The 22241-nt window shown below is 68.5% G+C and carries 19 protein-coding genes; 6 read left to right on the top strand and 13 right to left on the bottom strand.

Translation table 11 applies throughout. The features are described 5' to 3' along the window. The coding region (locus OR37_RS12215; RefSeq protein WP_004620185.1) for an ammonium transporter at positions 1-1419 on the top strand (1419 nt) is incomplete at its 5' end. Between the two features lie 105 nt (positions 1420-1524). Then, the gene (locus OR37_RS12220; RefSeq protein ID WP_004620187.1) at positions 1525-2328 is read left to right on the top strand and encodes a lipid II flippase Amj family protein; all 804 of its coding nucleotides are present in this window, start codon (positions 1525-1527) and stop codon (positions 2326-2328) included. On the opposite strand, the gene OR37_RS12225 is transcribed toward OR37_RS12220, so the two are convergent. From OR37_RS12225 to OR37_RS12240, 4 genes are all read right to left on the bottom strand, one after another. Continuing rightward, positions 2325-2960, bottom strand: coding sequence for a peptidylprolyl isomerase (locus tag OR37_RS12225; protein ID WP_004620189.1), 636 nt, complete (start codon positions 2958-2960; stop codon positions 2325-2327). The two genes, OR37_RS12220 and OR37_RS12225, sit on opposite strands and share 4 nt — an antisense overlap. 10 nt (positions 2961-2970) lie before the next feature. Then, entirely contained in the window at positions 2971-3843 is an 873-nt protein-coding gene (locus tag OR37_RS12230; RefSeq protein ID WP_004620190.1) for a 4-(cytidine 5'-diphospho)-2-C-methyl-D-erythritol kinase, read from the bottom strand. 42 nt (positions 3844-3885) lie between these two features. Then, complete coding sequence (locus tag OR37_RS12235; RefSeq protein ID WP_004620193.1) at positions 3886-5619, bottom strand: tetratricopeptide repeat protein; 1734 nt, start codon at positions 5617-5619, stop codon at positions 3886-3888. A gap of 73 nt (positions 5620-5692) precedes the next feature. Beyond that, a complete protein-coding gene (locus OR37_RS12240; protein WP_004620195.1) occupies positions 5693-7363 on the bottom strand; it encodes an electron transfer flavoprotein-ubiquinone oxidoreductase in 1671 nt (556 codons plus the stop codon). Positions 7364-7613: 250 nt separating this feature from the next. Between OR37_RS12240 and OR37_RS12245 the strand changes: the two genes are divergently transcribed. After that, the gene (locus OR37_RS12245; RefSeq protein WP_004620196.1) at positions 7614-8435 is read left to right on the top strand and encodes a uracil-DNA glycosylase; all 822 of its coding nucleotides are present in this window, start codon (positions 7614-7616) and stop codon (positions 8433-8435) included. 39 nt (positions 8436-8474) lie between these two features. Continuing rightward, positions 8475-10109, top strand: coding sequence for a lytic transglycosylase domain-containing protein (locus OR37_RS12250; protein WP_004620199.1), 1635 nt, complete (start codon positions 8475-8477; stop codon positions 10107-10109). Here the strand turns inward: OR37_RS12250 and OR37_RS12255 are convergent. From OR37_RS12255 to OR37_RS12285, 7 genes are all read right to left on the bottom strand, one after another. Beyond that, positions 10103-10561: a hypothetical protein gene (locus OR37_RS12255; RefSeq protein WP_004620200.1), complete on the bottom strand. Its 459-nt coding sequence runs from the start codon at positions 10559-10561 to the stop codon at positions 10103-10105. The genes OR37_RS12250 and OR37_RS12255 overlap by 7 nt on opposite strands. A 49-nt stretch (positions 10562-10610) precedes the next feature. Beyond that, positions 10611-11693 carry a PA0069 family radical SAM protein gene (locus OR37_RS12260; protein WP_004620203.1) on the bottom strand — a complete coding sequence of 361 codons (1083 nt, stop codon included), beginning with the start codon at positions 11691-11693 and terminating at the stop codon, positions 10611-10613. 98 nt (positions 11694-11791) lie between these two features. Next, positions 11792-13051: an RNA polymerase sigma factor gene (locus tag OR37_RS12265; protein ID WP_004620205.1), complete on the bottom strand. Its 1260-nt coding sequence runs from the start codon at positions 13049-13051 to the stop codon at positions 11792-11794. Next, positions 13048-13431, bottom strand: coding sequence for a YciI family protein (locus tag OR37_RS12270; RefSeq protein WP_004620206.1), 384 nt, complete (start codon positions 13429-13431; stop codon positions 13048-13050). The genes OR37_RS12265 and OR37_RS12270 overlap by 4 nt, the downstream gene beginning before the upstream one ends. Positions 13432-13497: 66 nt before the next feature. Then, positions 13498-14499 (bottom strand): acyltransferase family protein, encoded by a 1002-nt coding sequence (locus tag OR37_RS12275; RefSeq protein WP_004620209.1) that lies wholly within the window; start codon positions 14497-14499, stop codon positions 13498-13500. Between the two features lie 52 nt (positions 14500-14551). Then, a complete protein-coding gene (locus tag OR37_RS12280; protein WP_004620211.1) occupies positions 14552-15625 on the bottom strand; it encodes a class I SAM-dependent methyltransferase in 1074 nt (357 codons plus the stop codon). A 7-nt stretch (positions 15626-15632) separates the two neighbouring features. Then, complete coding sequence (locus OR37_RS12285; RefSeq protein WP_004620212.1) at positions 15633-16880, bottom strand: class I SAM-dependent RNA methyltransferase; 1248 nt, start codon at positions 16878-16880, stop codon at positions 15633-15635. 181 nt (positions 16881-17061) lie between these two features. On the opposite strand from OR37_RS12285, the gene OR37_RS12290 reads away from it, so the two are divergent. Then, positions 17062-17694, top strand: coding sequence for a hypothetical protein (locus OR37_RS12290; protein WP_004620213.1), 633 nt, complete (start codon positions 17062-17064; stop codon positions 17692-17694). A 57-nt stretch (positions 17695-17751) separates the two neighbouring features. Here the strand turns inward: OR37_RS12290 and OR37_RS12295 are convergent, their stop codons facing one another. After that, positions 17752-18483 carry a TlyA family RNA methyltransferase gene (locus tag OR37_RS12295; RefSeq protein WP_004620216.1) on the bottom strand — a complete coding sequence of 244 codons (732 nt, stop codon included), beginning with the start codon at positions 18481-18483 and terminating at the stop codon, positions 17752-17754. 123 nt (positions 18484-18606) lie between these two features. On the opposite strand from OR37_RS12295, the gene OR37_RS12300 reads away from it, so the two are divergent. After that, positions 18607-20094, top strand: a complete 1488-nt coding sequence (locus OR37_RS12300) for an amidase (RefSeq protein ID WP_035017346.1) — start codon at positions 18607-18609, stop codon at positions 20092-20094. Positions 20095-20265: 171 nt separating this feature from the next. Here OR37_RS12300 and OR37_RS12305 read toward each other — a convergent pair whose 3' ends face one another. Beyond that, on the bottom strand, positions 20266-22023 hold the full coding sequence (locus OR37_RS12305) for a class I adenylate-forming enzyme family protein (RefSeq protein ID WP_004620219.1): 1758 nt from the start codon (positions 22021-22023) through the stop codon (positions 20266-20268). Positions 22024-22241 lie beyond the last annotated feature (218 nt).

Raw genomic sequence — 22241 nt, forward strand, 5'->3', positions numbered from 1 at the left:
ACGAGTAGACTCGCGACTCCGGCTCCGGCGGCCGCCGCGCCGGCCGCCACGCCCGCCCCGAAGGCCGCGCCGACCATCACCGACAAGGTCGACAAGGGCGACAACGCCTGGATGCTGGTCTCGACCCTGCTGGTCCTCCTGATGATCATCCCGGGCCTGGCCCTGTTCTACGGCGGCCTGGTGCGCACCAAGAACATGCTGTCGGTCATGATGCAGGTCTCGACCGTCGGCATCATCGGCATCCTGGCCTGGGCGCTGTGGGGCTACAGCCTGGCGTTCTCGGACGGCGGCAGCTGGGACACCTTCGTCGGCGGCTTCAGCCGTCTGTTCCTGAAGGGCGTGACCCCGTCGAGCAACGTCGCCACCTTCTCGACCGGCGTCGTCATCCCCGAATTCACCTATATCGCGTTCCAGTCGACCTTCGCGGCCATCACCGCCGCCCTGGTCGTCGGCTCGCTGGTCGAACGCTTCAAGTTCTCGGCCATGGTGGTCTTCGCCGTCCTGTGGCCGCTGCTGTCGTACTATCCGATCGCCCACATGGTCTGGTGGTGGCCTGGCCCCGACGCCATCGCCCTGAACCCGACCGTGACGCCGAAGGGCGGCCTGTCGTGGGGCTTCGGCGCGCTGGACTTCGCCGGCGGCACCGTCGTTCACATCAACGCCGGCATCGCGGCTCTGGTCGGCGCCCTGATCCTGGGCAAGCGCCAGGGTTACGGTAAGGAACCGATGCCCCCGCACTCGCTGACCCTGACCCTGGTGGGCGCCGGCCTGCTGTGGGTGGGCTGGTTCGGCTTCAACGCCGGCTCGAACCTGGAAGCCTCGGGCGGCGCCTCGCTGGCCATGATCAACACCTTCCTGGCCACCGCCGCCGCCGGCCTGTCCTGGATCGTCGTCGAATGGGCCACCCGCGGTAAGCCCTCGGCCCTTGGCCTGGCGTCGGGCCTGGTCGCCGGCCTCGTCGCCGTCACCCCGGCCGCCGGCTATGCCGGCCCGATGGGCTCGATCCTGCTGGGCCTGGTCGTCTCGCCGGTCTGCATCTTCTTCTGCTCGGTCGTGAAGAACGCCTTCAAGTATGACGACAGCCTGGACGCCTTCGGCATCCACGGCATCGGCGGCATCGTCGGCGCCCTGGGCACCGGCCTGCTGGTCAATCCGAAGTGGGGCGGCGCGGGCGTCGTCGACTACACGACCTGCGGCAAGGACGGCGACCTGCTGACCTGCGACAACGGCGCCTACGACCTGGTCACCCAGATGATGGCCCAGATCAAGGCCGTCGGCGTGACCATCATCTGGTCGCTGGTCGCCTCGGCCATCGTCTTCTTCGTGATCAAGCTGATCATGGGCATCCGCGCCTCGGCCGAGGCCGAAGAGGAAGGCCTGGACATCTCGGAACACGGCGAGCGCGCCTACCACAGCTAAGGCTGGCGCGACGTCGAGGGGCGAAGGGCGCGGAGAGCGATCTCCGCGCCCTTTCTCTTTTTCCGCCGATCGGCCAAGCTCGGGCCAATCCAACGGAGGCCTTCAGTGGACGCCCAACTCTTCCTGCTCTGCGTCCTGACCTTCGTGATCCACCTGATCGGCGCCCTGGCCTACGCGGTGCGCATCGCCGGGGTCCGGACGCGGCGCATCGCCATGTCGTTCGCGCTGTTCAATGTACTGGTCCTGCTTTCGAGAGCCTCGAACGCCTTCCAGGGGCCGTTCCTGTCCAAGCGGATCGAGAGCAACCTCCTGCACGGCTCGGGTGGACATCTGCTCGGCGACTTCCAGTGGCTGCTGGCGAGCGCCAGTCTGGCCGCCCTGGTCGGGGCCCTGGCGATCCCGACCGCCCAGCGCCTGTTCACGCGCGCCGTGGCGCACTTCCAAGTCCACCGCTCGGTGCCCAAGCTGCTGCTGCACGCCTTCGCCAAGGGCGGCGTCGGCTATATCCGTGAGGCGGTCGCCATGCCCTCGCCCACGCATCTGAAAACGCTGAAGCAGAAGATCGACGTGCCGGCGCGGGTGATCATCCTGAACGTTCTGGCCCAGGCCCTGCTGACGGTCGGCGTCTTCGCGTCGCTCTACGCCGGCTATCTGGACCCGCAGTTCCGGGTGACGGCCGTCAGCCTGTCTTCGATGATCAACGGCGTCGCCACCATCCTGCTGTTCGTGCTGATCGACCCGGCGCTCTCGATCATGACCGACGATGTGATGGACGGCCGGGTCAGCGAGGCCGCCTTCCGCCGCGCCGTCGTCTGGTTCGCCGGCAGCCGCGTGGCCGGCACGGTGCTGGCGCAATTGCTGCTGGTCCCGGCGGCCGGAGGCGTCGTTCTGCTGGCCCGCCTGATCTAGATCCGCCGCGCCGTCACGATCGGCACGACTGGGTCCAGCATCTGCCCTTCCATCACCGGATTGGTCGCCTTGCCCGGCGTGGGCAGGTTCAGGATCTTGTGCACGACCTCCATGCCCTTGATCACCTGACCGAAGGCCGCGAAGCCCAGATTGTCGCCCTCGGCCGCCGGATTGGCGTCGAGATACGGCGCCTCGCCGACGCAGACGAAGAAGTCGCTGTCGCCGGTGCCGGGAGCGCGCCGGGCCAGGGACACCGTGCCGTCGACATGGCGCAGACCGGTTTGGGTGGTCGGCTCGTGCGCCACCGGCGGGAGCACCTTGGCCGGGTCGCTCTGCAGCCCGCCCTCGATCAGGCCGTAGTCGACCGGGCTCTTGGACTTGGCCGACCGCCAGAACGACGCGCCGTCATAGAGCTTCTTGTCGACATACTGCAGGAAATTGGCCGTGGTCAGCGGCGCCTGCCGCGCCTTTAAGGCGATGACGATAGGACCGAGGCTGGTCTCAAGACTGACCAGGATGTCGCCCGCCCCCGGCACGATCGGCGTCGGCGCGAGGTTCAGAATCTGGGCCTTGGCCAGGCCCGGCGCGACGGCCAGGCCTCCCAGGCCGGCGAGCAGGTCTCGACGCTTCATGCGGGGCTCCTCAGCTCAAGCGGCAGCGCCGCACCCACCAGTCGGGTCGCAGGACCGCCAGCCGCTCGGCCAGGGTCTCGGCCTCGATGTCGCCGGCGCAGAGCGCGAAACAGGTCGCGCCCGAACCCGACATGCGGACCAGCAGACTTTCGGGCTCTGCGCTCAGAACGTCCAGCGCCTCGCTAATGCGCGGTTCCAGCGCGACCGCCGGCGCCTGGAGGTCGTTGCGGGTGGCGACGGCCAGCCAGCCGGCGATCTCCTCGGCGGTTTCCAGACTGGCGGGCAGGAATGGAAGCGCCGCGCCCTCGGGATGCACGGCCGCGTCATAGGCGCGATAAACGGCCCCTGTCGGCGATGGAACGCCCGGATTGACCAGCACCGCGTGCAGTTCGGGCAACTCTGGCGCTGGCGACAGGATCTCCCCTCGCCCCTCGGCCAGCAGGGCCGTGGCTCGCAGGCACGCCGCGCCGTCGGCGCCGAGGCTGGCGGCCAGCGGCTTGAGATCCTCATCGGACAGCGAGGGAGCCAGCGCGTCGCGCAGCAGCTTCAACGCCGCGCCCGCGTCGCTGGAGCCTCCGCCCAGCCCCGCGGCGATCGGCAAGTGCTTGTCCAGGATCAGTCGATACGGCGGAATCGGCCCGCCCAGCCTGGCGTGAAAGGCGCGCGCGGCGCGAACCACGAGATTATCGGCGCCGGACGGAATCGCCGCGCCGAACGGTCCCGAGGTTTCGAATCCCGGCGCGTCGCTCGGCTGGATCGCCACCCGGTCCCCGACGTCCGCGAAGACCATCAGGCTGCTGATCGGATGGTAGCCCTCGGCGTCCGGCGCGCCCACGTGCAGGAACAGATTGACCTTGGCCGGGGCGAAGGCGGAAAGCCGCATGATCTCTCACTCGAGCCTGGGATAGGACAACCGCCCGATAGCTCAGTTGTGCGCCATCGTCGATGTCGTCGCCGGCCCGGCGGCCGCCAGACCGTTCTTCAGCTTGGCCTCGGCCTCGGTCTTCTGCTTTTCGTCCGGCTCCAGGGTCAGGACACGCCGCCACTGGTACTGCGCCTCGGTCTTGCGGCCGACGCGCCAATAGGCGTCGCCCAGGTGGCCATTGACGTCGGGATCCCCCGGTTCCAGCTCGACCGCGCCCTCCAGCTTCTCGACGGCGGCCTTGTAGTCGCCGAGGCGATAATAGGCCCAGCCCAGCGAATCCAGCATCGCGCCCGACTGCGGCCGCGCCAGCACGGCGCGCTGGACCATGACCAGGGCCTCGGGCACGTGCTCGTTGCGATCGATCCAGGTATAGCCGAGGAAGTTCAGCAGTTCGGGCTCGTCGGGATTAAGCTCCAAGGCCTTCTTCAGATCGCGCTCGGCGTCCGGCCAGCGACCGGCCTGGTCCAGGGCCACCGCGCGCAGATAGAACAGTCGCCAATCCGGGCTGGCCGCCTCGCGGGCGATCAGCGGGTCCAGCACCGCCACCGACTCGCTCCACTGGCTGTTGGCGCGCAGCAGGTCGGCCAGGGCCACCTGGGCGTCGCGATCATCGGGGGCGGCCTTGGCGGCGGCGCGCGCCACTTCCAAGGCCTTGGCCTTGTCGCCCAGGTCGTTCCAGGCCCAGGCGATCTTGCTCTGGGCCGAAGCATAGTGCGGCGCGCCAGGCGGCACGTGGCCATAGGCCTCGATCGCGCCCCTCGAGTCCTGGTTCTGGTTCAGGAGGTCGCCGACCAGCACCCAGGCCTCGTCGCGATCGGGATCCAGGCGCAGAGCCAGGCGCAGATAGGCCAGCGCGAATTGGGTCTGACGCTCGCCGGCGAAGGTGGCCGCGCAGGCCACCAGCCCCTCCGCCGCGCCCTGGCGAAGGGTCGGCGCCGCCGGCGGCGCACCCTTGGCGACGGCGCGGGCCCGGGCTCGCAGCAGGCCCGTGTCGTTCGGCGCCGCGCGCAGGGCGCTGTCGTAGAGAGCCACGGCGTCGGCCTGACGATTTCGGCGCTCCAGGAACGCGCCATAGTCCAACGTGAAGATGCTGGCCGTCGTCGTGTCGCTGGTCAGGGCCTTGTAGTCGGTCTCGGCCTCGTCATAGCGCTTGGCGCGCTCGAACAGCCGCGCCTGGCCCTGCTGGCCGAAGAACTGCACCAGCTTGTCGCCGCGCAGCGCCGGCTGGACGATCGCGCCGTCCTTATCGCCGGCAGCGGCGGCGGCCCAGGGGGCCAGCAAGGCCGCCGCCTGCTGGTGCGGGAAACCGGGAGGATCGCTCTTCAGCAGGGCTTGGGCGTCCTTGCCCTTGCCGACCGCCAGAGCCTCGACCACGCGAGTCAGCACGCCCAAGCGCTTGATCGCCTCGGGCGTGTCCGGACCGTTCGGCGCTATGGCCGCCGCGCGGCTGATCTCGCCCGACATGACCAGCGCGGTGAACGAACGCTCGGCCAGCACGCCGGGATCGTCGCCCAGCGTCGACGCCGCCTCGAAGAGGCTGGCCGCCTCCTTCGACTTGCCGTCCCGCAACGCCGCCTGGCCCGCCAGGAACTGGCCATAGGCGGTGCGGGTGTCGAACAGCCGCACGTTCTGCCCGACCGCTCCTCTCAGCGGGATCCGCGCGTCCGGCGCGGCGGCGCAGGCGCTCAGAACCGAAACGGAAACACAGGCGAGAAAAGCTTGGATACGCGTCATCCCCGCACCCTCCGAGGTTTCGGCGCGGCCTGCAAGAAAAAGCCTCCCAGGAAGACCTGGGAGGCGTGTCTTGTCACATGTTCGGATAGTTCGGACCGCCGCCGCCCTCGGGCGTGGTCCAGGTGATGTTCTGAGACGGATCCTTGATGTCGCACGTCTTGCAGTGGACGCAGTTCTGGGCGTTGATCTGGAAGCGCGGGTCTTGGCCCTGCTCGTTGTAGAGCACCTCGTAGACGCCGGCCGGGCAGTAGAGGCGCGCCGGCTCGCCGTACTTGGGCAGGTTGACCGCGATCGGGATCGACGGATCCTTCAGCTTCAAGTGCGCCGGCTGGTCTTCCTCGTGGTTGGTGGCCGACAGGAACACCGACGAGAGCTTGTCGAAGCTGATCACGCCATCGGGCTTGGGATAGACGATCGGCTGGTAGTCCTTGGCCAGGCCCGTCGAGGCGGCGTCGGTCTTGTCGTGCGGCAGGGTGCCGAAGAACGAGAAGCCGAACAGGTGGTTGGTCCACATGTCCAACATGCCGAAGGCGCCGCCCAAGGCCGTGCCGAACTTGCCCAGTAGCGGCTTGGCGTTGCGGACGACCTTCAGCTCCTTGGCGACCCACGACTTTTCGTAGGACGCCTGGTAGGCGGTCAGCTCGTCGCTGGCGCGGCCCGCCTGCACCGCCTCGAAGGCGGCCTCGGCGGCCAGCATCCCGGTCTTGACGGCGTTGTGGCTGCCCTTGATGCGCGGCACGTTGACGAAGCCGGCCGAGCACCCGATCAGCGCGCCGCCCGGGAAGGTCAGCTTCGGCACCGACTGGTAGCCGCCCTCGGTGATGGCGCGCGCGCCGTAGGCGATGCGCTTGCCGCCTTCCAGGTGAGGCCGGACGGACGGATGCTGCTTGAAGCGCTGGAACTCGTCGAACGGCGACAGCCATGGGTTCTTGTAGTTCAGGTGCACGACGTAGCCGATGGCCACGTAGTTGTCCCCGAAGTGGTACATGAAGCTACCGCCGCCGGTCTTGTTGTCCAGCGGCCAGCCGGTGGTGTGCTCGGCCAGGCCTGGCTGGTGCTTCTCGGGCGGGACCTGCCAAAGCTCCTTGATGCCGATGCCGTACTTTTGCGGCGACTTGCCCTCGTCCAGCTTGAACTTGGCGATCAGTTGCTTGGCCAGCGAGCCGCGCACCCCTTCAGCGATGAACACGTACTTGCCGTGCAGCTCCATGCCCGGCTGATAGTCCGGCTTGTGGTGGCCGTCCTTGGCGATGCCGACCACGCCGACGATCACGCCCTTGACCGAGCCGTCGTCGTTCCAGACCAGATCCGAGGCCGCGAAGCCCGGATAGATCTCGACGCCCAGTTCCTCGGCCTTGGTCGCCAGCCAGCGGGTGACATTGGCCAGCGAGGCGATGTAGCAGCCGTGGTTGTGCATGAACGGCGGCATGGCGAACATCGGCAGGGAGAGCTCGCCCTGCGGCCCCAGCAGCTTGAAGCGGTCCTTGGTGACCGGCGTCTCCAGCGGCGCGCCCTCTTCCTTCCAGTTCGGGAAGAGCTCGGCCAAGCCCTTGGGATCGATCACCGCGCCCGACAGGATGTGGGCGCCGACTTCCGAGCCCTTTTCCAGCAGGGCCACCGAGATCTCGGTCCCGGCCTTGGCCGCCATCTGCTTCAATCGGATCGCCGCCGACAGGCCCGCGGGACCACCGCCGACGATGACGACGTCGTATTCCATCGACTCGCGTTCGAGGTCTTCGCTCATAGGGTCTCCCGGTCGAGCCTATCGCCTTGGTTCAGGCGGCCCGTCTTATGACTGTTTGAGTCACAGCTTATCAGAACGTGACGCGGTGGCGGTCAAGCGCCAGATTTCGCTTTTTTGCTGCGACGCAATGTGAAGGCCGAGCTCGATGCGCGCCCGCGCCAGTTCGGAGGCGCTCACGCCTTTGCATTTTGAAGCCCGGCGCGCGCCAAAACCGCTCCCGCTTTTGGCGGTCTCGCTCTAATGAGGAGTGATGAGCCTCGCCGTGGATCAACGCGCCATCGAAAGCCTGCTCGCCTTCTGGGCCGACGCCGGCGTCGAGGCCTCCTACGCGGACGCGCCGATCGATCGCTTGGCCGAGGGCGCGGCGATGCTCCGGGTCCGCAGCCAGCCGCCGCCCCCGCCTCCGCCGGCGGCCCGTCCGGGCCTCGTCGTCGCCCGCGCCCCGGATATCGCCTCGGCCGTCGCGACCGCCAAGGCCGCGGCGGCCTCTTGCGACGACCTGCCGAGCCTGGCCGCCGCCATCGCCGCCTTCGATGGCTGTCCGCTGAAGATGCAAGGCGCCAAGCAGGCCGTGTTCTCGCGCGGCGCGGCCGATGCTCCGGTCATGGTGATCGGCGAGGGCCCCGGGGCCGACGAGGACGCCCAGGGCCAGCCTTTCGTGGGCCGCGCCGGCAAGTTGCTGGACCGCATGTTCAAGGCGGCGGGCCTGGAGGGGCGGGTCTTCATCACCAACACGGTCTTCTGGCGACCGCCCGGCAACCGCACGCCCACGCCCCAGGAACAAGCCGTCTGCGCCCCGTTCGTCGAACGGGCGATCGCCCTGGTGAAGCCGAAGATGTTGCTGCTGGCCGGCGGCGCCTCGGCGAAAGCTATGCTCAAGCGCGACGAGGGCATTCTGTCGATGCGCGGTCGCTGGTTTGAATGGATCTCGGAAGACCGGACGATGGAACTGCCGGCCATGCCGACCCTGCACCCGGCCTTCCTGCTGCGCACGCCGGCGCAGAAGAAGAAGGCCTGGCAAGATCTTCTCACGCTTACCGAAAGACTTGATCGACCGGGTCGTCCCCACTAGACATTCGTCCCGACCAGTCGGAACGGGGGACGCGTGTTCGTGGGAACGCGCGGATCGCTTTTGAAGCTTTGGGCTCGCCCTCTGGCCGTGATTTCGGCCCTTCTCCTCTGCGCGTCCGCGCTTTCGGCGCGCGCCGGCGCGCTGGAGCCGTTGTCCCAAGACGATGTGCGCTACTATCGCGCGGCCTTCGCGGCCACGGATCGCGGCGATTTCGACGCCGCGAAGGCCGCCTTCGCCAATATCCACGACCGTGAACTGGGCGGCCGGCTGGCTTTCGCCCGGATCATGCATCCCACCGCCTACGCGGCCAGCTATCAGGACCTGACCGCGTGGCTGAAAGCCTATGGCAACGAAGCCGGCGCCGACCGGATCTACGCCCTGGCCCTCAAGCGCAAGCCCGCCGGAAAGCGGGTCGCCCCACCGCCGGTTCCGGCGCTCTTCGTCGCCGGAGAGAAAGACCCTCCTCCGGCCGACAAGGGCCGCGCCGCCCGCGAGGCCTACTATTCGGGCGACGTGCAAAAGGCCCTGACCCTGGCTGTCGCCGGCGGCGAACGCTGGATCGCCGGCCTGGCCTCGTTCCGCCTGGGCGACTCCGCCAAGGCCGAGGCCTACTTTCAGCAGGTCGCCGACGACGAGCACGAGGACGAGTGGTTGCGCGCGGCCGGCGCCTTCTGGGCCGCGCGCGCCGCCAGCCAGGGCGGTCACGAGCGCCAGGCCCGGACACTGCTGATCCAGGCCGCCCGCGCGCCGCACACCTTCTACGGCATGATCGCCGCGCGACAGCTGGCCCTGTCCGGCGTCGCCCTCGCGGACGAAGTCGAGGATCCGATCGCGTCGCTGATCACCCGCGCGTCGTATGCCGGACCGGACACCGCTTCGCTCAATCGGCTGATGCAGTCCGATCCGCGCGCCCGCCGCGCCGCCGCCCTGGCCCAGATCGGCCGGTGGCGCGAGGCCGGGCAAGAGCTGCGCGCCGGCCTGTCCCTGGCGGAAGATGAAAACCTGCGCGCCGACTGGACCACCCTGGCCCTGGCCCTGAACGCCAACGCTCCGCTCAACGCCGGCCGCCCCGTGCGTCGGGTCGGCGGCGAGGACTATCCCCTGCCCCCGCTGGATCCGATTGGCGGCTTCACGATCGATAAGGCGCTGGTCTACGCCCTGGTGCGCCAGGAAAGCCGCTTCGATCCGCTGGCGGTGTCCAACGCCGGCGCCATGGGCCTGATGCAGGTGCGCCCCATCGCCGCCGCCGACGCGGTGGGCGACGACAAGTTGCGGTCGGACACCTCGCCGCTGTTCGACCCCGCCTTCAACCTGCGCGCCGGCCAGGACTATTTCACCTGGCTGATGGATCGCGGCCTCAAGAGCCCCGACCTGCTGCGCGCCGTGGCGGCCTATAACGGCGGTCCGGGCACGCTGAACAAGACCCTGGCCCAGCTGGGCGCCGACTGCGACAGCCTGCTGCTGATCGAGAGCCTGCCGTTTAAGGAAACCCGCAACTACGTCGAGAAGGTGATGGCCAGCTACTGGACCTATCGCCGGCTTCTTGGCGCCGAGAACAAGACCCTGGACGCGGTGGCCAGCGGCGCGCGGACGGTGGACTTCCGCCTAGACCCACAGATCGCGACTCCGACCTCGATCGACCAGCTGATGGGCCAGCTGACCGCGTCTCAATAGCTTAGGCGCTTGGCCTTCAAGGCCGAGGCCAGCGTCCTCTCGTCGCCCGCGCGTGTCGGCCAGTCCAGACGCCGGACCAGCACGCCATGCCAGCGCGGCGCCAGCTTGCCGAGCAGACCACCGCCCGGAACCACCAGGACGGCCGGCGCGCCGCCCCCGCCGGCCAGGTGCTTCTCGATCGGCTCCCGCCAGCCTTCGCGCAGGGCCGGTGTCGCGCGCAAGGTCAGGATCCAATCGCCCCGCGCCGCCGCCGCGCCCGCCGCCAGACGGTCGCCCGAGGTCGTCACCAGCCGCGCCCCGCTGTCCTCGACCAGGGCCTCGACGCCCGGCTCGCCATCGGCGACCAGGATCACCTCCTTGACCAGACCGTCCACGGCGGCGGGCACCAGCAGGGCCATCTGGGCGGCCAGGCCCGGCAAGTCTTCGGAGGCGACGAGGACGACGGAGATCATGCCCCTGCTTCGCGAGGGACGACGACGCGGTCAAGAGGGCGCCGACGCCCTATCCGAACAAGTCCAACTGCGCGCCGCCCAGCCTGGGCGGCGTGAACTGACGACAGTCCAATGGCGTCCAGGGTTGGTCCAAGCCGAACTTCTTGACCGCCAGATGGAACCGCTGTCGCAGCACCTCGGCCACCGGACCATCGCCGACCATCCGCTCGCCCCAGCCGGATCGATAGGTCTCCCCTTGGCGGATCTGGCGCACCAGCGACATCACCTTGCGCGCGCGGTCCGGATGATCGGTCTCGAGCCACTCCTCGAACAGCTGCGCGATCTCGCGTGGCAGACGCAAGGCGACATAGCCCGCTCCCCGCGCGCCGGCCTTCGAGGCGGCCTCCAGCACCGCCTCGACCTCGTGGTCGTTCAGCCCGGGGATGGCCGGCGCGAACATGACCGTCACCGGCACGCCCGCCTCGGTCAGCCGCCGCACCGCCTCGATCCGCTTGCCGGGCGTCGCGGCGCGCGGCTCCATGCTGCGGGCCAAGGCGCGGTCCAGCGTGGTGATCGAGATCGCCACCCGCGTCAGCTTCCGCGCCGCCAGCCGGGCGTAGATGTCGAGATCTCTCAGGATCAGGGCCGACTTGGTGATGATCGTGAACGGGTGCCCGTGGCGCTCCAGCACCTCGATCACCTGACGCGTCACGCGCAGTTGCTTTTCGTCGGGCTGATAGGGGTCGGTGTCGCCGCCGATATGGATCGTCGCCGGCTTGTAGCTGGCCTTGGCCAGTTCTTTCTCCAGCAGTTGGCCCGCGTGGGGCTTGAAAAAGATCTTGCTCTCGAAGTCCAGGCCCGGGGAAAGGCCCAGATAGGCGTGATTGGGCCGCGCGTAGCAGTAGATGCAGCCGTGACTGCAGCCGCGGTACGGATTGATCGACCGATCGAAGCCGACGTCCGGGCTCTGGTTGCGCGCGATGATCGTCCGAGACTTCATCGGTTGCAGCTCGGTGCGCAGCGGCTTGGGGCTTTCCTCCTCGCCCCAACCGTCATCGAACGCCTCGCGAACTTCCGCTTCGAAGCGCCCGGTTCGATTGGATTTCGCGCCTCGTCCCTTGGGCGTCGGCTTGAGTTTCACGGCCTCGGACATCGCGCGACTATGAGCCCAATTTCAGAACATAACAAGAACAAAAAAGCGCCGCACGGAGGCGCTCATCGCGAACGCGACCAGCCCGACCAGACGCCGCGCTAACGGTGAGGCCTTTCCGCCTCCGCCGACAAGCGATCGAGATACTGTCGGATATTGGCGGCTTCGGCCGCCGTCGAGGCCAGGGCGATGGCGCGGTTAAAGGCTTCACGCGCCTCCGTCTTGCGGCCAGCCTGCATCAGGAAGGCCCCGCGCGCGCCCTGGTAGTGGAAATAGGCGGCGAGAGGACGTTCGAGCGGCGCGATCATCGCCAGCGCCGCCTCGGGGCCTCTCACCTTCGCGGCGGCCACGGCGCGATTCAGCGTGATCACCGGCGAAGGCCGCATGATCTCCAGCGTGGCATAGAGGGCGTCGATGCCGACCCAGTCGGTATCCTCCGGGCTGCCGGCCCGCGCGTGCAGAGCGGCGATGGCGGCCTGGACCTGGTAGGGACCGGGATCTCGCTTGAGCATCGCCTTGTCGATCAGCGCCAGCCCCTCCCCGATCATTTCGCGATTCCAGAGACTTCGGTCCTGATCCTCAAGCAGGATCGCCAAACCGTCGGCATCGAAGCGCGCGTCCGAGCGCGCGTGCTGGATCAGCAATAGCGCGGTCAGCCCCATCATCTCGGGCTCGGACGGGAACAGGCGCAGCAGAAGCCGCGCCAGGCGGATCGCCTCGTCGCACAGCCCGCCCTTGGCTTCGAGCGCCTTGCCGCTGGCCGAATAGCCCTCGTTGAACAGGAGGTAGATCATCGCCGCCACGGCCGCGAAACGCTCGGCGCGCTCGATCGGTCCCGGCGCCTCGAACAGCGCGTCGCCCGCGCCGATGCGGGCCTTGGCGCGGGTGATCCGCTGCTCCATCGCCGCCTCGCTGACCAAGAAGGCGCGCGCGATCTCGCGGACCGACAGGCCAGAGACGACCCGCAAGGCCAGCGCGATCTGCTGCGTGGACGGCAGGTCCGGATGGCAGCAGATGAACAGCAGCCTCAGGACGTCGTCCTGATAACGCGAACCGTCCAGGCGCTCGGCGGCCCGGGCCTCGGCGTCCTCCAGGTCGGAGAGCCGTTCCTCGGGCGGCAGCGCGGTGTTTCGGCTGGACTTGCGGACGGCGTCGACGGCGGCGTTGCGCCCCACCAGGATGAGCCAGGCGGTCGGATCACGGGGCGGCCCCTTCTGGGGCCAGGACTTCAGGGCGCGCAGGCAGGCCTCCTGAAAGGCCTCCTCCGCGGCGTCCATGTCCCGGAAGTACCGCAGCAGGGCGGCCATGGCCTGGGGCCGGGCGGCGGTGATCGCTCCCTCGATCCAGCCCAGTTCGGTCACGTCCCGACGGCCTCCGACGTCGGCGCCGGATTGAACAGCGCGATCGGACGGATCTCATAGGAGCGGCCCGGATTGGCCTTGCCCAGATCGCGAGCGATGTCGAGCGCGCCCTCGAGGGAGTCGCAGTCGACGACGTAGAAGCCCAGAAGCTGCTCCTTGGTCTCGGCGAACGGCCCGTCCAGCACCAGCGGCGGCTCGCGGTCCTTGCGCAGCGTCGTGGCTGCGGTCGTGGGCATCAGACGGGCGACGGGACCCAGGCGGCCTTCGCGGGCCAGCTTCTCCTGCACCGCGCCCAGGCGCGTCATGACCTCGTCCTCGTGCGCCTTGGACCAGCCGCAGATCACGTCTTCCTGATTGTAGCAAAGGATGGCGTACAGCATGGAAGCTTCCTCGTTCGTCCCAAGGACGGGGGACTATGCCCGCTTCCGACAGCGGGCGGAGATTTTTTAGAGCGCCTTCAGGCGACGGCGAACCGGCTCGTCATAGAGCTTCAGCATGGCCCAGGCGCCGGCCAGGATCAGCGGAATGGCCGTCAGCGCGAAGCCGGCTGGATAGCCCTCGCCGCCCATCGCCCGAAAGGCGCGCAGCAGAAGCTCCCAGCCCAGCCAGTGCAGGACGTAGAGCGGATAGGAGATCGCGCCGGAAACGCGGCACAGCGCGCCCCCAAAGCCGTCGGGATCGCCGCGTCCCGCCAGCACCACGAAGGGAAAGACCAGGCCCAGACAGACGAAGTCGTACAGCCAGTTCAAGGCGGTCCACGGGGCGCAGAAAGCCGCCGCCACGACTAGCGCCAGCAGCCAGGCGGGCAGCGACAGTCGCGTATAGCCCTGGAGCCGGTAGCAGGCCCAACCCAGTGTGAACGAACACGCCGTGCGGATCAGGCTGATGACGAAGGTCGCCCGGTCCCAGCCCGTCAGCACCCCGCCCATGCCGTGGGCGATGAACAGCATGGCTGGCGTCAGCAGCACGCCCAGCAGCACGTGCCCCATCGTGCCCAACCGCCGCAGAGGAAACCAGGCCGCGCCGACGAGAAGCTCGAAGAAGAGCGACCAGGCCGGCGGATTCAAGGGAAAAATCGGGGAGAACCCGTCGTCCTGGGTCCAGAGGCGCGGGATCATCAGCAAGCCCAGAACCAGCCATCCAGGGACGCGCTCCCGATGCTGGATAATCACCGTCGCGCCAGCCAACATGGTGATGGCGATCAGCGGCCAAAGCCGGATCAGCCGCTCCCGCATGAAGCCCAGCCAGCCGATGTCGCGCCGGCCATAGGCGTGAGCCAGCACGAAACCCGACAGGCAGAAGAAGAAATCGACGGCCAGGTAGCCGTGGGTCGCCAGCCAGGGCCGGCCGGTCCAGCCGCCGATGTGATAAAGCAGCACCGCGACGGCCGCGACGCCGCGCAGGCCGTCCAGGGTCTCGTATCGCCGTCCCGTCGGTTCGTTCCGCAAGTTTTGTCCCCGCCCCGTCCATGCTTAGCCAAGGCGATGGCGGGGAGGCAACTCAGGCGGCCGTCTTCTCCAGCAGCAGCGCCTTGGTCAGGAAGGCGCGGTCCTGGCCGACCAGGCGCAAGCCCGCCTCGGCGAACAGGGCCGGCAGATCGGTCTCGGCGTAGCTGCCATAATACGGCTCGTGGAAATAGACGGGGAACGCCTCAAGCAGCCGCGCCAGATCCGGGGTGTCGCCGGGCTGCACCGAGTCGACCAGCACCAGCACGCCGCCAAGCTTGATCACCCGCGCCAGGCTGGCGGCGACCAACGGACGAACCCGGGGCGGAAGCTCGTGGAAGAGATAGACGCAAGTCACCGCGTCCAAAGCCGAATCCGCGAAGGGCAAGGCTTCGGCCTTGGCCTTGACGCCGCCCAGACCGCTGCGCTGGCGCGCCCGCGCCAGATAGGCCTCGGACAGATCCACGCCGGAGATGGCCGCGCGGGGAAAGGTCGCCTTCAAGTCTTTGAGAAAGCCGCCCGAACCACAGGCGACGTCGAGGATTTTCGCGTTGCGATGATCCTGGCCGCGCCAGCGCCGAGCCAGCAGCGACAGGCCCCGTCGACGCATCGCCGACGCCGTGCCCGAGAACAGGGCCTCGACCTGGGCGTCGTATCGCCGGGCGCTCTCGGCGGTGAACCATCCGCCGGACTGGTAGTGGAAATTCTGGCGATAATAGTTTGGATAGACTGGACTATCGACCACCTCGCGCACCTCGACGCCGTCGCCCCGACGGCGACGCTGATCGACCTCGAAGGCGTCGGCGACGAAGTCGGCCGCCTCACGTAGAGCCGTCGATGGGCGCGCCGGACCATCCTCCAGCGGCGGATAGAGACCGGCGGCCACGTCGCGAGCGTCCTTCTCGAACGCCTCCAGATAGGCCCGACGCAAGGACGCCTTCACGGGCGGCGCGGTCTTGGGCGAAAACGCGCGCGCCTGCTCGCCTCGGGTCGGCTGGGTCAGGGTTCGAGCAAGCGCGCCGGCGGCCGTCCACCAAGCGGCCTTGACCATCGCCCTGGCGCGCTGGCCAGCGGCGTCCGCCGCGAACGCCGCTCTTTTCCGCCCCTCGCCTATCGCGATCTCGTCCATCCCGGCCTCAGCGCGTGAACACTCCGACCAGTTCAATATGGGGCGACCAGACGAACTGGTCCACGGGCGCCACCTTCTCCAGCCGGAAGCCGGCGTCGACCAGGACGCGGGCGTCCTTGGCGAAGGTCGCGGGGTTGCACGACACCCCGACCACCTTGCCGACCTTGGACTTGGCGATCTCGACCGTCTGCTCGGCCGCGCCGGCGCGCGGCGGGTCGATGACGACGACGTCGGTCTTGGCCAGCTCGGTGCTCAGCACGGGACGACGGACGAGATCGCGGGCCTCGGCGGTGATCGGCTTGAGACCCGAGGTCGGGCCGACGGCGGCCTTCAAGGCGGCGATGGCCGGAGCGCTCATCTCGGCGGCGTAGACCCCGGCGATCTCGGCCAGGCGGAAGGTGAAGGTGCCGACCCCGCAATAGAGGTCGGCGATCCGGTTCGCGCCCTGGCTCTCGGCGACCGCGAAATCGACCATGGCCCGCTCGGCGGCCGGCACGGCCTGCAGAAAGGCGCCCGGCGGCAGGGCGACGACCGCCTGGCCCAGCTTTACCAGCGGCTGACGCGCGCCATAGACGGTCTCGCCCGCCAAGGTGACCCGCGCGAAGTCGCCCTCGCCGGCCGCCATGGCCGCGCGCATCCGGGCGTCGGCCGACAGGCCGCCGCTCTTGCGCTCCACGCCCGTGACGTCGATGTCGAGACCCGTGCCGGTCAGGGTGACATGCAGGGTCGGGGCCGACTTCGGATGCTCCAGGAACGGTTCGGCCAAACGCGCCAGAGCCGGCAAGGCGGCGATGATCCGTGGATCGGTGACCGGACATTCCTCGATCGGCGTCAGGTTCCACGAGCGGCGTTCCTTGAACCCCAGCCGCGCGCCCTGGCCCTTGCCGCCCTTGCGGGCGTGGAGCGCCACGCGTCGTCGGGACGCCGGTGGGGAGGCGAAGGTCGGCAGAATCTCGGTCTCCAGGCCCCCCATCGACAGCTGGATGCGGATCTGCTCGGCCTTCCAGGCCAGATAGGGCTGGGCCGCCCAATGCTGCAAAGCGCAACCGCCGCAGGTCCCGAAGTGCTTGCAGCTCGGCACGATCCGGTCGGGGCTAGCGGCGAGGATCGCCTCGACCTCGCCCCGGGCGCCATCCATCGTCGCGCGCACCCGCTCGCCGGGCAAGGTCAGCGGCACGAAGGCCGGCTTGCCGTCTTCGGTGCGGGAAAGTCCGTCGCCTTGGGCGCCGACGGCGTTGATCGTCAGGTCTTGCATCCGCCGTCCATACCCTAAAACTAGGGCGACGGACGATTTTCCGCGCGGACAAGCCAAGCTGAATATGTCGGTCAGGGACCGTTCATGTTGCCGGGTTCATGTCTATATCAACGGATGGGCGCGGGCGCGCCCGGCTCTCTCGACGGAGAGCGGGGCCGCCCCTAAAAAGACAGCTTCTCTCATGACCATGATCGCCTCGAAGAGCAGGACCTCCAAGATGAAGACCGTTCTGGGCGTCTCCGTCGCCCTCGTTTGCGGCGTTCTGTCGCCGACCCTGGCCTCGGCTCAGGCCTACGGCGCGCCGCCCAGCGGCGCCTACGACAATCAAGGCTACTACTACGACGCCTGCCGGCGCTCGACGACGAATCGGGAGACCGGCGGCGGTCTGGCCGGCGCGGGCATCGGCGCGGTGATCGGCAGCAACATCGCCGCCCACGGCCGTCGCACCGAAGGCTCGGTCCTCGGCGGCCTGCTGGGCGCCGTGGTCGGCGCGGGCATCGGCAAGAGCTCCGCCGCCTGCACGCCCGGCCAAGCGCCGCCCCCGCCGCCTCCGCCCCCCCCGCCGCCGGCCGCCTACAACGGCTCCTACGACGATCCTTACTATCGCCGGGGCTCCTACGACGACCGGCGTCGCGAAACCTATTACGAGCACAGCTACGAGAGCGGCTATCGCGTCAACGACCGCGCCAACCAGCCGGACATCAACGGCTGCACCCTGGCCGAGAGCCCGATCTACCTGCCGGACGGCCGCGTCCAGAAGCGCTTCGTTCGCGTCTGCCCCGACGCCAGCGGCAAGTATCAGGTCGTCGACTAAGTCGATCACCGCCTCGCGGAAAACCATCGGCCGCCCGAAAGGGCGGCCGATTTCGTTTCAGCCCTTGGTCGCCCAGATCAGGCGCTCGACCTGCCCCTCGCCGCCGGTGATCGGGCTCTCCGCGAGCCCCTTCACCGACCAACCCGAGGCCCCGACGAACGCCGCGATCTCGGTCTCGACGCGGGCGATGATCTCGGGATCCTTGATCAGGCCGCCCTTGCCGACATGTTCGCGTCCGGCCTCGAACTGGGGCTTGATCAGCGCCACCAGATCCGCGCCCGCCGCCGCGAGCCCCAGCGCCGCCGGCAAGGCCTTGGTCAGGGAGATGAAGCTGACGTCGCTGACCACCAGCGTCGGCGACTCCGGGATCAGGCCGTCGTCCAGGGCGCGCGCGTCGACGCCCGACAGGTCCACGACGCGCGGCTCGGCCTTCAACCGAGCGTGCAGCTGATCGCGACCGACATCGACGGCGAACACCTTGGCCGCGCCGCGCGACAGCAGCACCTCGGTAAAGCCCCCCGTCGAGGCGCCGACATCGATCGCCACGCGTCCCTCCACGCGGATAGGCCACAGGTCCAGCGCATGGACCAACTTGAGCGCCCCGCGCCCGACCCACGGATGCGCGGCCTCGGCCCGGATCTCGGCCTCCTCGTCAACCGCTTCCGCGGGCTTGGCGACGGTCCGGCCATCGACGGCGACCCGGCCGGCCTCCACCGCCGCGCGGGCCTTGGCGCGACTGTCGAAGACGCCACGCTCGACGAGCAACTGATCGATGCGCTTCCTGGCCATGGGGTCCTCTCGAAACTTCGCCGAGGCGTTTAGCACGGGCTTGCGGCGGGGGTCTCTTCCAGGTCAACTCGACGCCAAGCACCGGCGCGGCAGACGTCGGACCCATCGGGGGGAGTGAAACCGATGCGCTTTAGTCGTCGCGGCCTTCTGGCCGCATCCGCCGCTGTCGCGGCCGCATCTTCAGTGAAGGCAGAGACCAGAACAATGTCCGCAACTACGCCCTGGACCTCAGACGCCACGGAATTGGCGGGTCGCATTCGCCGCAAGGAGATCAGCGCCGTCGAGGCGGTGGAAGACGCCATCCGCAAGGCCGAAGCCCTGGAGCCCCAGATCGGCGCGATCGTCACCTCTGACTTCGACCGCGCCCTGGCCAAGGCCAAGGCCGGCCAGCTGAGCGGTCCGTTCGCGGGCGTGCCCTTCCTGGTCAAGGACCTGGATCCCTATAAGGGCCTGCCCACCCGCAATGGTTCGCGCAGCGGCCTGAACGCGCTCCCCGAGACCACCCAGACGCCCTATGTCGACGCCTTCGACGCGGCGGGCTTCGTCGTCATCGGCAAGTCGGCGACGCCGGAATACGGCTTCCTGCCGACCACCGAGCCGATGGGCTTTACGCCCACGCGCAATCCCTGGAACACGGACCGCTCGTCGGGCGGTTCGTCCGGCGGCGCGGCCGCGGCGGTGGCCTCCGGCATGGTCCCGATCGCCCACGCCACCGACGGCGGCGGGTCGATCCGCATCCCGGCGGCCAACTGCGGCCTTTTCGGTCTGAAGCCCTCGCGCGGCCGGATGCTGCCGGGCCGTCCCGTCGCGCGCGGCATCGACATCTCGGTGTCGCACTGCGTCTCGCACAGCGTGCGCGACTCCGCGGCGCTGTTCGCGGCGACCGAACGGACGGGCGCCGACGCGGTGTTCAAGCCGGTCGGCGTCATCAGCGAACCCTTGAAGCGGTCGCTGAAGGTGGGCCTGGTGATGAACACCGGCACGGGGGTGACCCCAGATCCGGAAGTTCAGACCGCCGTCAACAACGCCGCCAAGCTTCTGGAGAGCCTGGGCCACAAGGTCGAGCCGACCCACTGGCCGATGAACGGCGGCCAGTTCAGCATGGATTTCACGGTGCTTTGGGCCAGCGGCGCGGCGGACCTGGTCACGGCGATCGGTCAGGCCGTCGGTCGCGAGCCGGACGAGACGCTGCTGGAGCCTTTCAGCCTGGCGATGGCCAAGCTGATCGGTCAGCTTCCCGCTTCGGCCCTGCCCGCCGCCATCGAGCGCCTGAACACCGACATGCAGCTCTATGACGCCTGGCTGACCCAATACGATGTGATCCTGTCGCCGGTCCTGGGCAAACCGCCGGTCGAGCTGGGCTATGTGGCCGGCTGGGTTCCTTTCCAGGAGCTGCAGGCCCGCCTGACGACCTATGTCGGCTACACGCCGGTGCAGAACGTCGCCGGCGCCCCGTCGATGAGCGTGCCGCTGCACCGGACGCCGGACGGACTGCCGGTGGGCGTCCAGATCGCCGGCCGCGCCGGCGGCGAGGCGCTGCTGTTCCAGCTGGCCTACCAGCTGGAGGAGGCCCAGCCCTGGGCGCACCGCAGGCCTCCGGTCTTCGCCTAGAGCCTGTCCGCTTCAAATGGAATCATTTGAAGCGGATAAACAGGCTATAAATTCAAATATTTAGAGCGCGCTCGAGCGGTTTAACCGCTCGCACTTAAACCTAACGCGCTCTAACTAAAAGGGCCCGCATCAGTCGATGCGGGCCCGTCTCTCCAGCGTGGAAACGCGGACCTACCCTTCCACGAAAACCTTCTTCAGCTCGTTCTTCATGATCTTGCCGTTGGCGTTGCGCGGCAGGGTCTCGGGCCAGAACAGCACCTTGACCGGCACCTTGAAGGCCGCCAGCCGGTCGGCCACGAAGGCCCGTAGCTCGGCCTCGGTGGCTTCCGCGCCCGGCTTCAGGGTCACGACCGCCGCCGGCTCCTCGCCGAGCGTCTTGTGCGGAATGCCGACCAGGGCGGCGTCCATGACCGCCGGGTGGTCGTAGAGACAGTTCTCGACCTCGATACAGTAGATGTTCTCGCCGCCCCGGATCAGCATGTCCTTGGCGCGGTCGATGATGAAGCAGAAGCCCTCGGCGTCCAGGCGCGCCAGGTCGCCCGTGCGCACCCAGCCGTCGACGAAGGTCTGGGCCGTGGCCTCGGGCTTGTTCCAGTAGCCGCGCACGACCTGAGGCCCCTTGCACCACAGCTCGCCCACCTCGCCGATCGGCAGCTCGCGATAGGGCTGATCGACGGTCATGATTTTCAGATCGGTGACCGGCACGGCCGGGCCGCAGCTGTCGGGACGGTTCTCGTAGTCCTCCGCCGAGTTCGAGGTCGCGGTGGCCGAGGTTTCTGTCATGCCCCAGCCGTTGCCGGGCGAGGACTTCGGCCAGATTTCCTTGATCTTGCGCACGAGCTCCGGCGCGGACGGGGCGCCGCCGTAGGCGACGTTCTCGAGCGACGAGAGGTCATAGTTGGCGCGGTTCGGATGCTCGATGATCTGCCAGGCGATGGTCGGGACGCCGCCCATCTGGGTCAGCTTCTCGTCCTGGATCAGCTGCATGGCCTTTTCCGGGTCCCACTTGCGGATCATCGCCAGCTTGGCCCCGGCGAACAGCGAGGGGTTCAGCACCGCGAAACAGCCCGTGGCGTGGAAGAACGGCACCGACAGCAGCGAGCCCTTCTGCGGCAGGCTGGGGTCGGGCTGGGGCGGCGCCTCGCCGCGCCGCAGGAAGGCGCGGGCCGAGGCGGCGGCGGCGGCGAAGATGTTGCTGTTGATATTGCGATGGGTGCCGATGGCCCCCTTCGGCTTGCCCGTCGTGCCCGAGGTATAGAAGATCGTCGCGTCGTCATCGGGCGCGATCGCGACGGTCGGCATCGGCTTCTCGTCAAGCCCCGCCCAGTCGTTGGGGCCGCCGATCACGTTTTCCAGATGGATCACGTAGGGACGGGTGATCTCTTCCCTGGACCGGCTCACATAGACCCGTTGCAGGTCCGGGCAGTTGTGCAGGTGCTCGGCGAGGCGCTCGTAGCGCTCGACGTCGACGATCGCGACCTTGGCCCCCGAGTCCGTCAGGCCGTATTCCAGCTCAGGCCCGGTCCACCAGGCGTTCAGCGGCGTGACGATCGCGCCCAGCGACAGGCCGGCATAGAACGCCACCGGCCATTCGGGCAGGTTGCGCATCACGATCGCCACCCGATCGCCCTTCTGGACGCCGAAGGCCTCCAGCTCGGCGGCCATGTGGGTCACGGCGCGATAGAAGGCCTCGAAGCTGACACGCTCGCCCTCGTGAATCAGGAAGATCTTGTCGCCGTGCGAGCGGCCGAACAGGACAGTGTCGCGAAGGGTCGGCGGCGCGTTCTTCCAGACCCGCGTCTTCACCCCCCGGATCTCGATCTCCTCCATCTCACCCGGCGTGCCAGGCTGGGTGATCAAGGCGTAGGCTTGCTGAACGGACATCGCGGGCCAAGGGATGGCGGCGGGGGCGGCGGCGGCCTGGGTCATGAATACTCTCCCGGTATGACGTCGCGTCTTGTCTATCGAGCGCGTTCGACGACCAGAGAGCACAGCGCGAAGCCGGATGCAAACGTCCGTTTGACGCTAAGGGATCGTTGATAAGTTAGACGGGCCGGCCTGATCGCGACGCGCTCCCAAACGTCGCCCATCCCGCGCTTCATGCGCGGCGCCCATGGTTCAGCTTTCGCTTGCGAGCGCGAATATTC

The organism is Caulobacter vibrioides OR37, assembly GCF_000372645.1.
In the GTDB taxonomy this organism is placed as follows: Bacteria; Pseudomonadota; Alphaproteobacteria; order Caulobacterales; family Caulobacteraceae; genus Caulobacter; species Caulobacter vibrioides_E.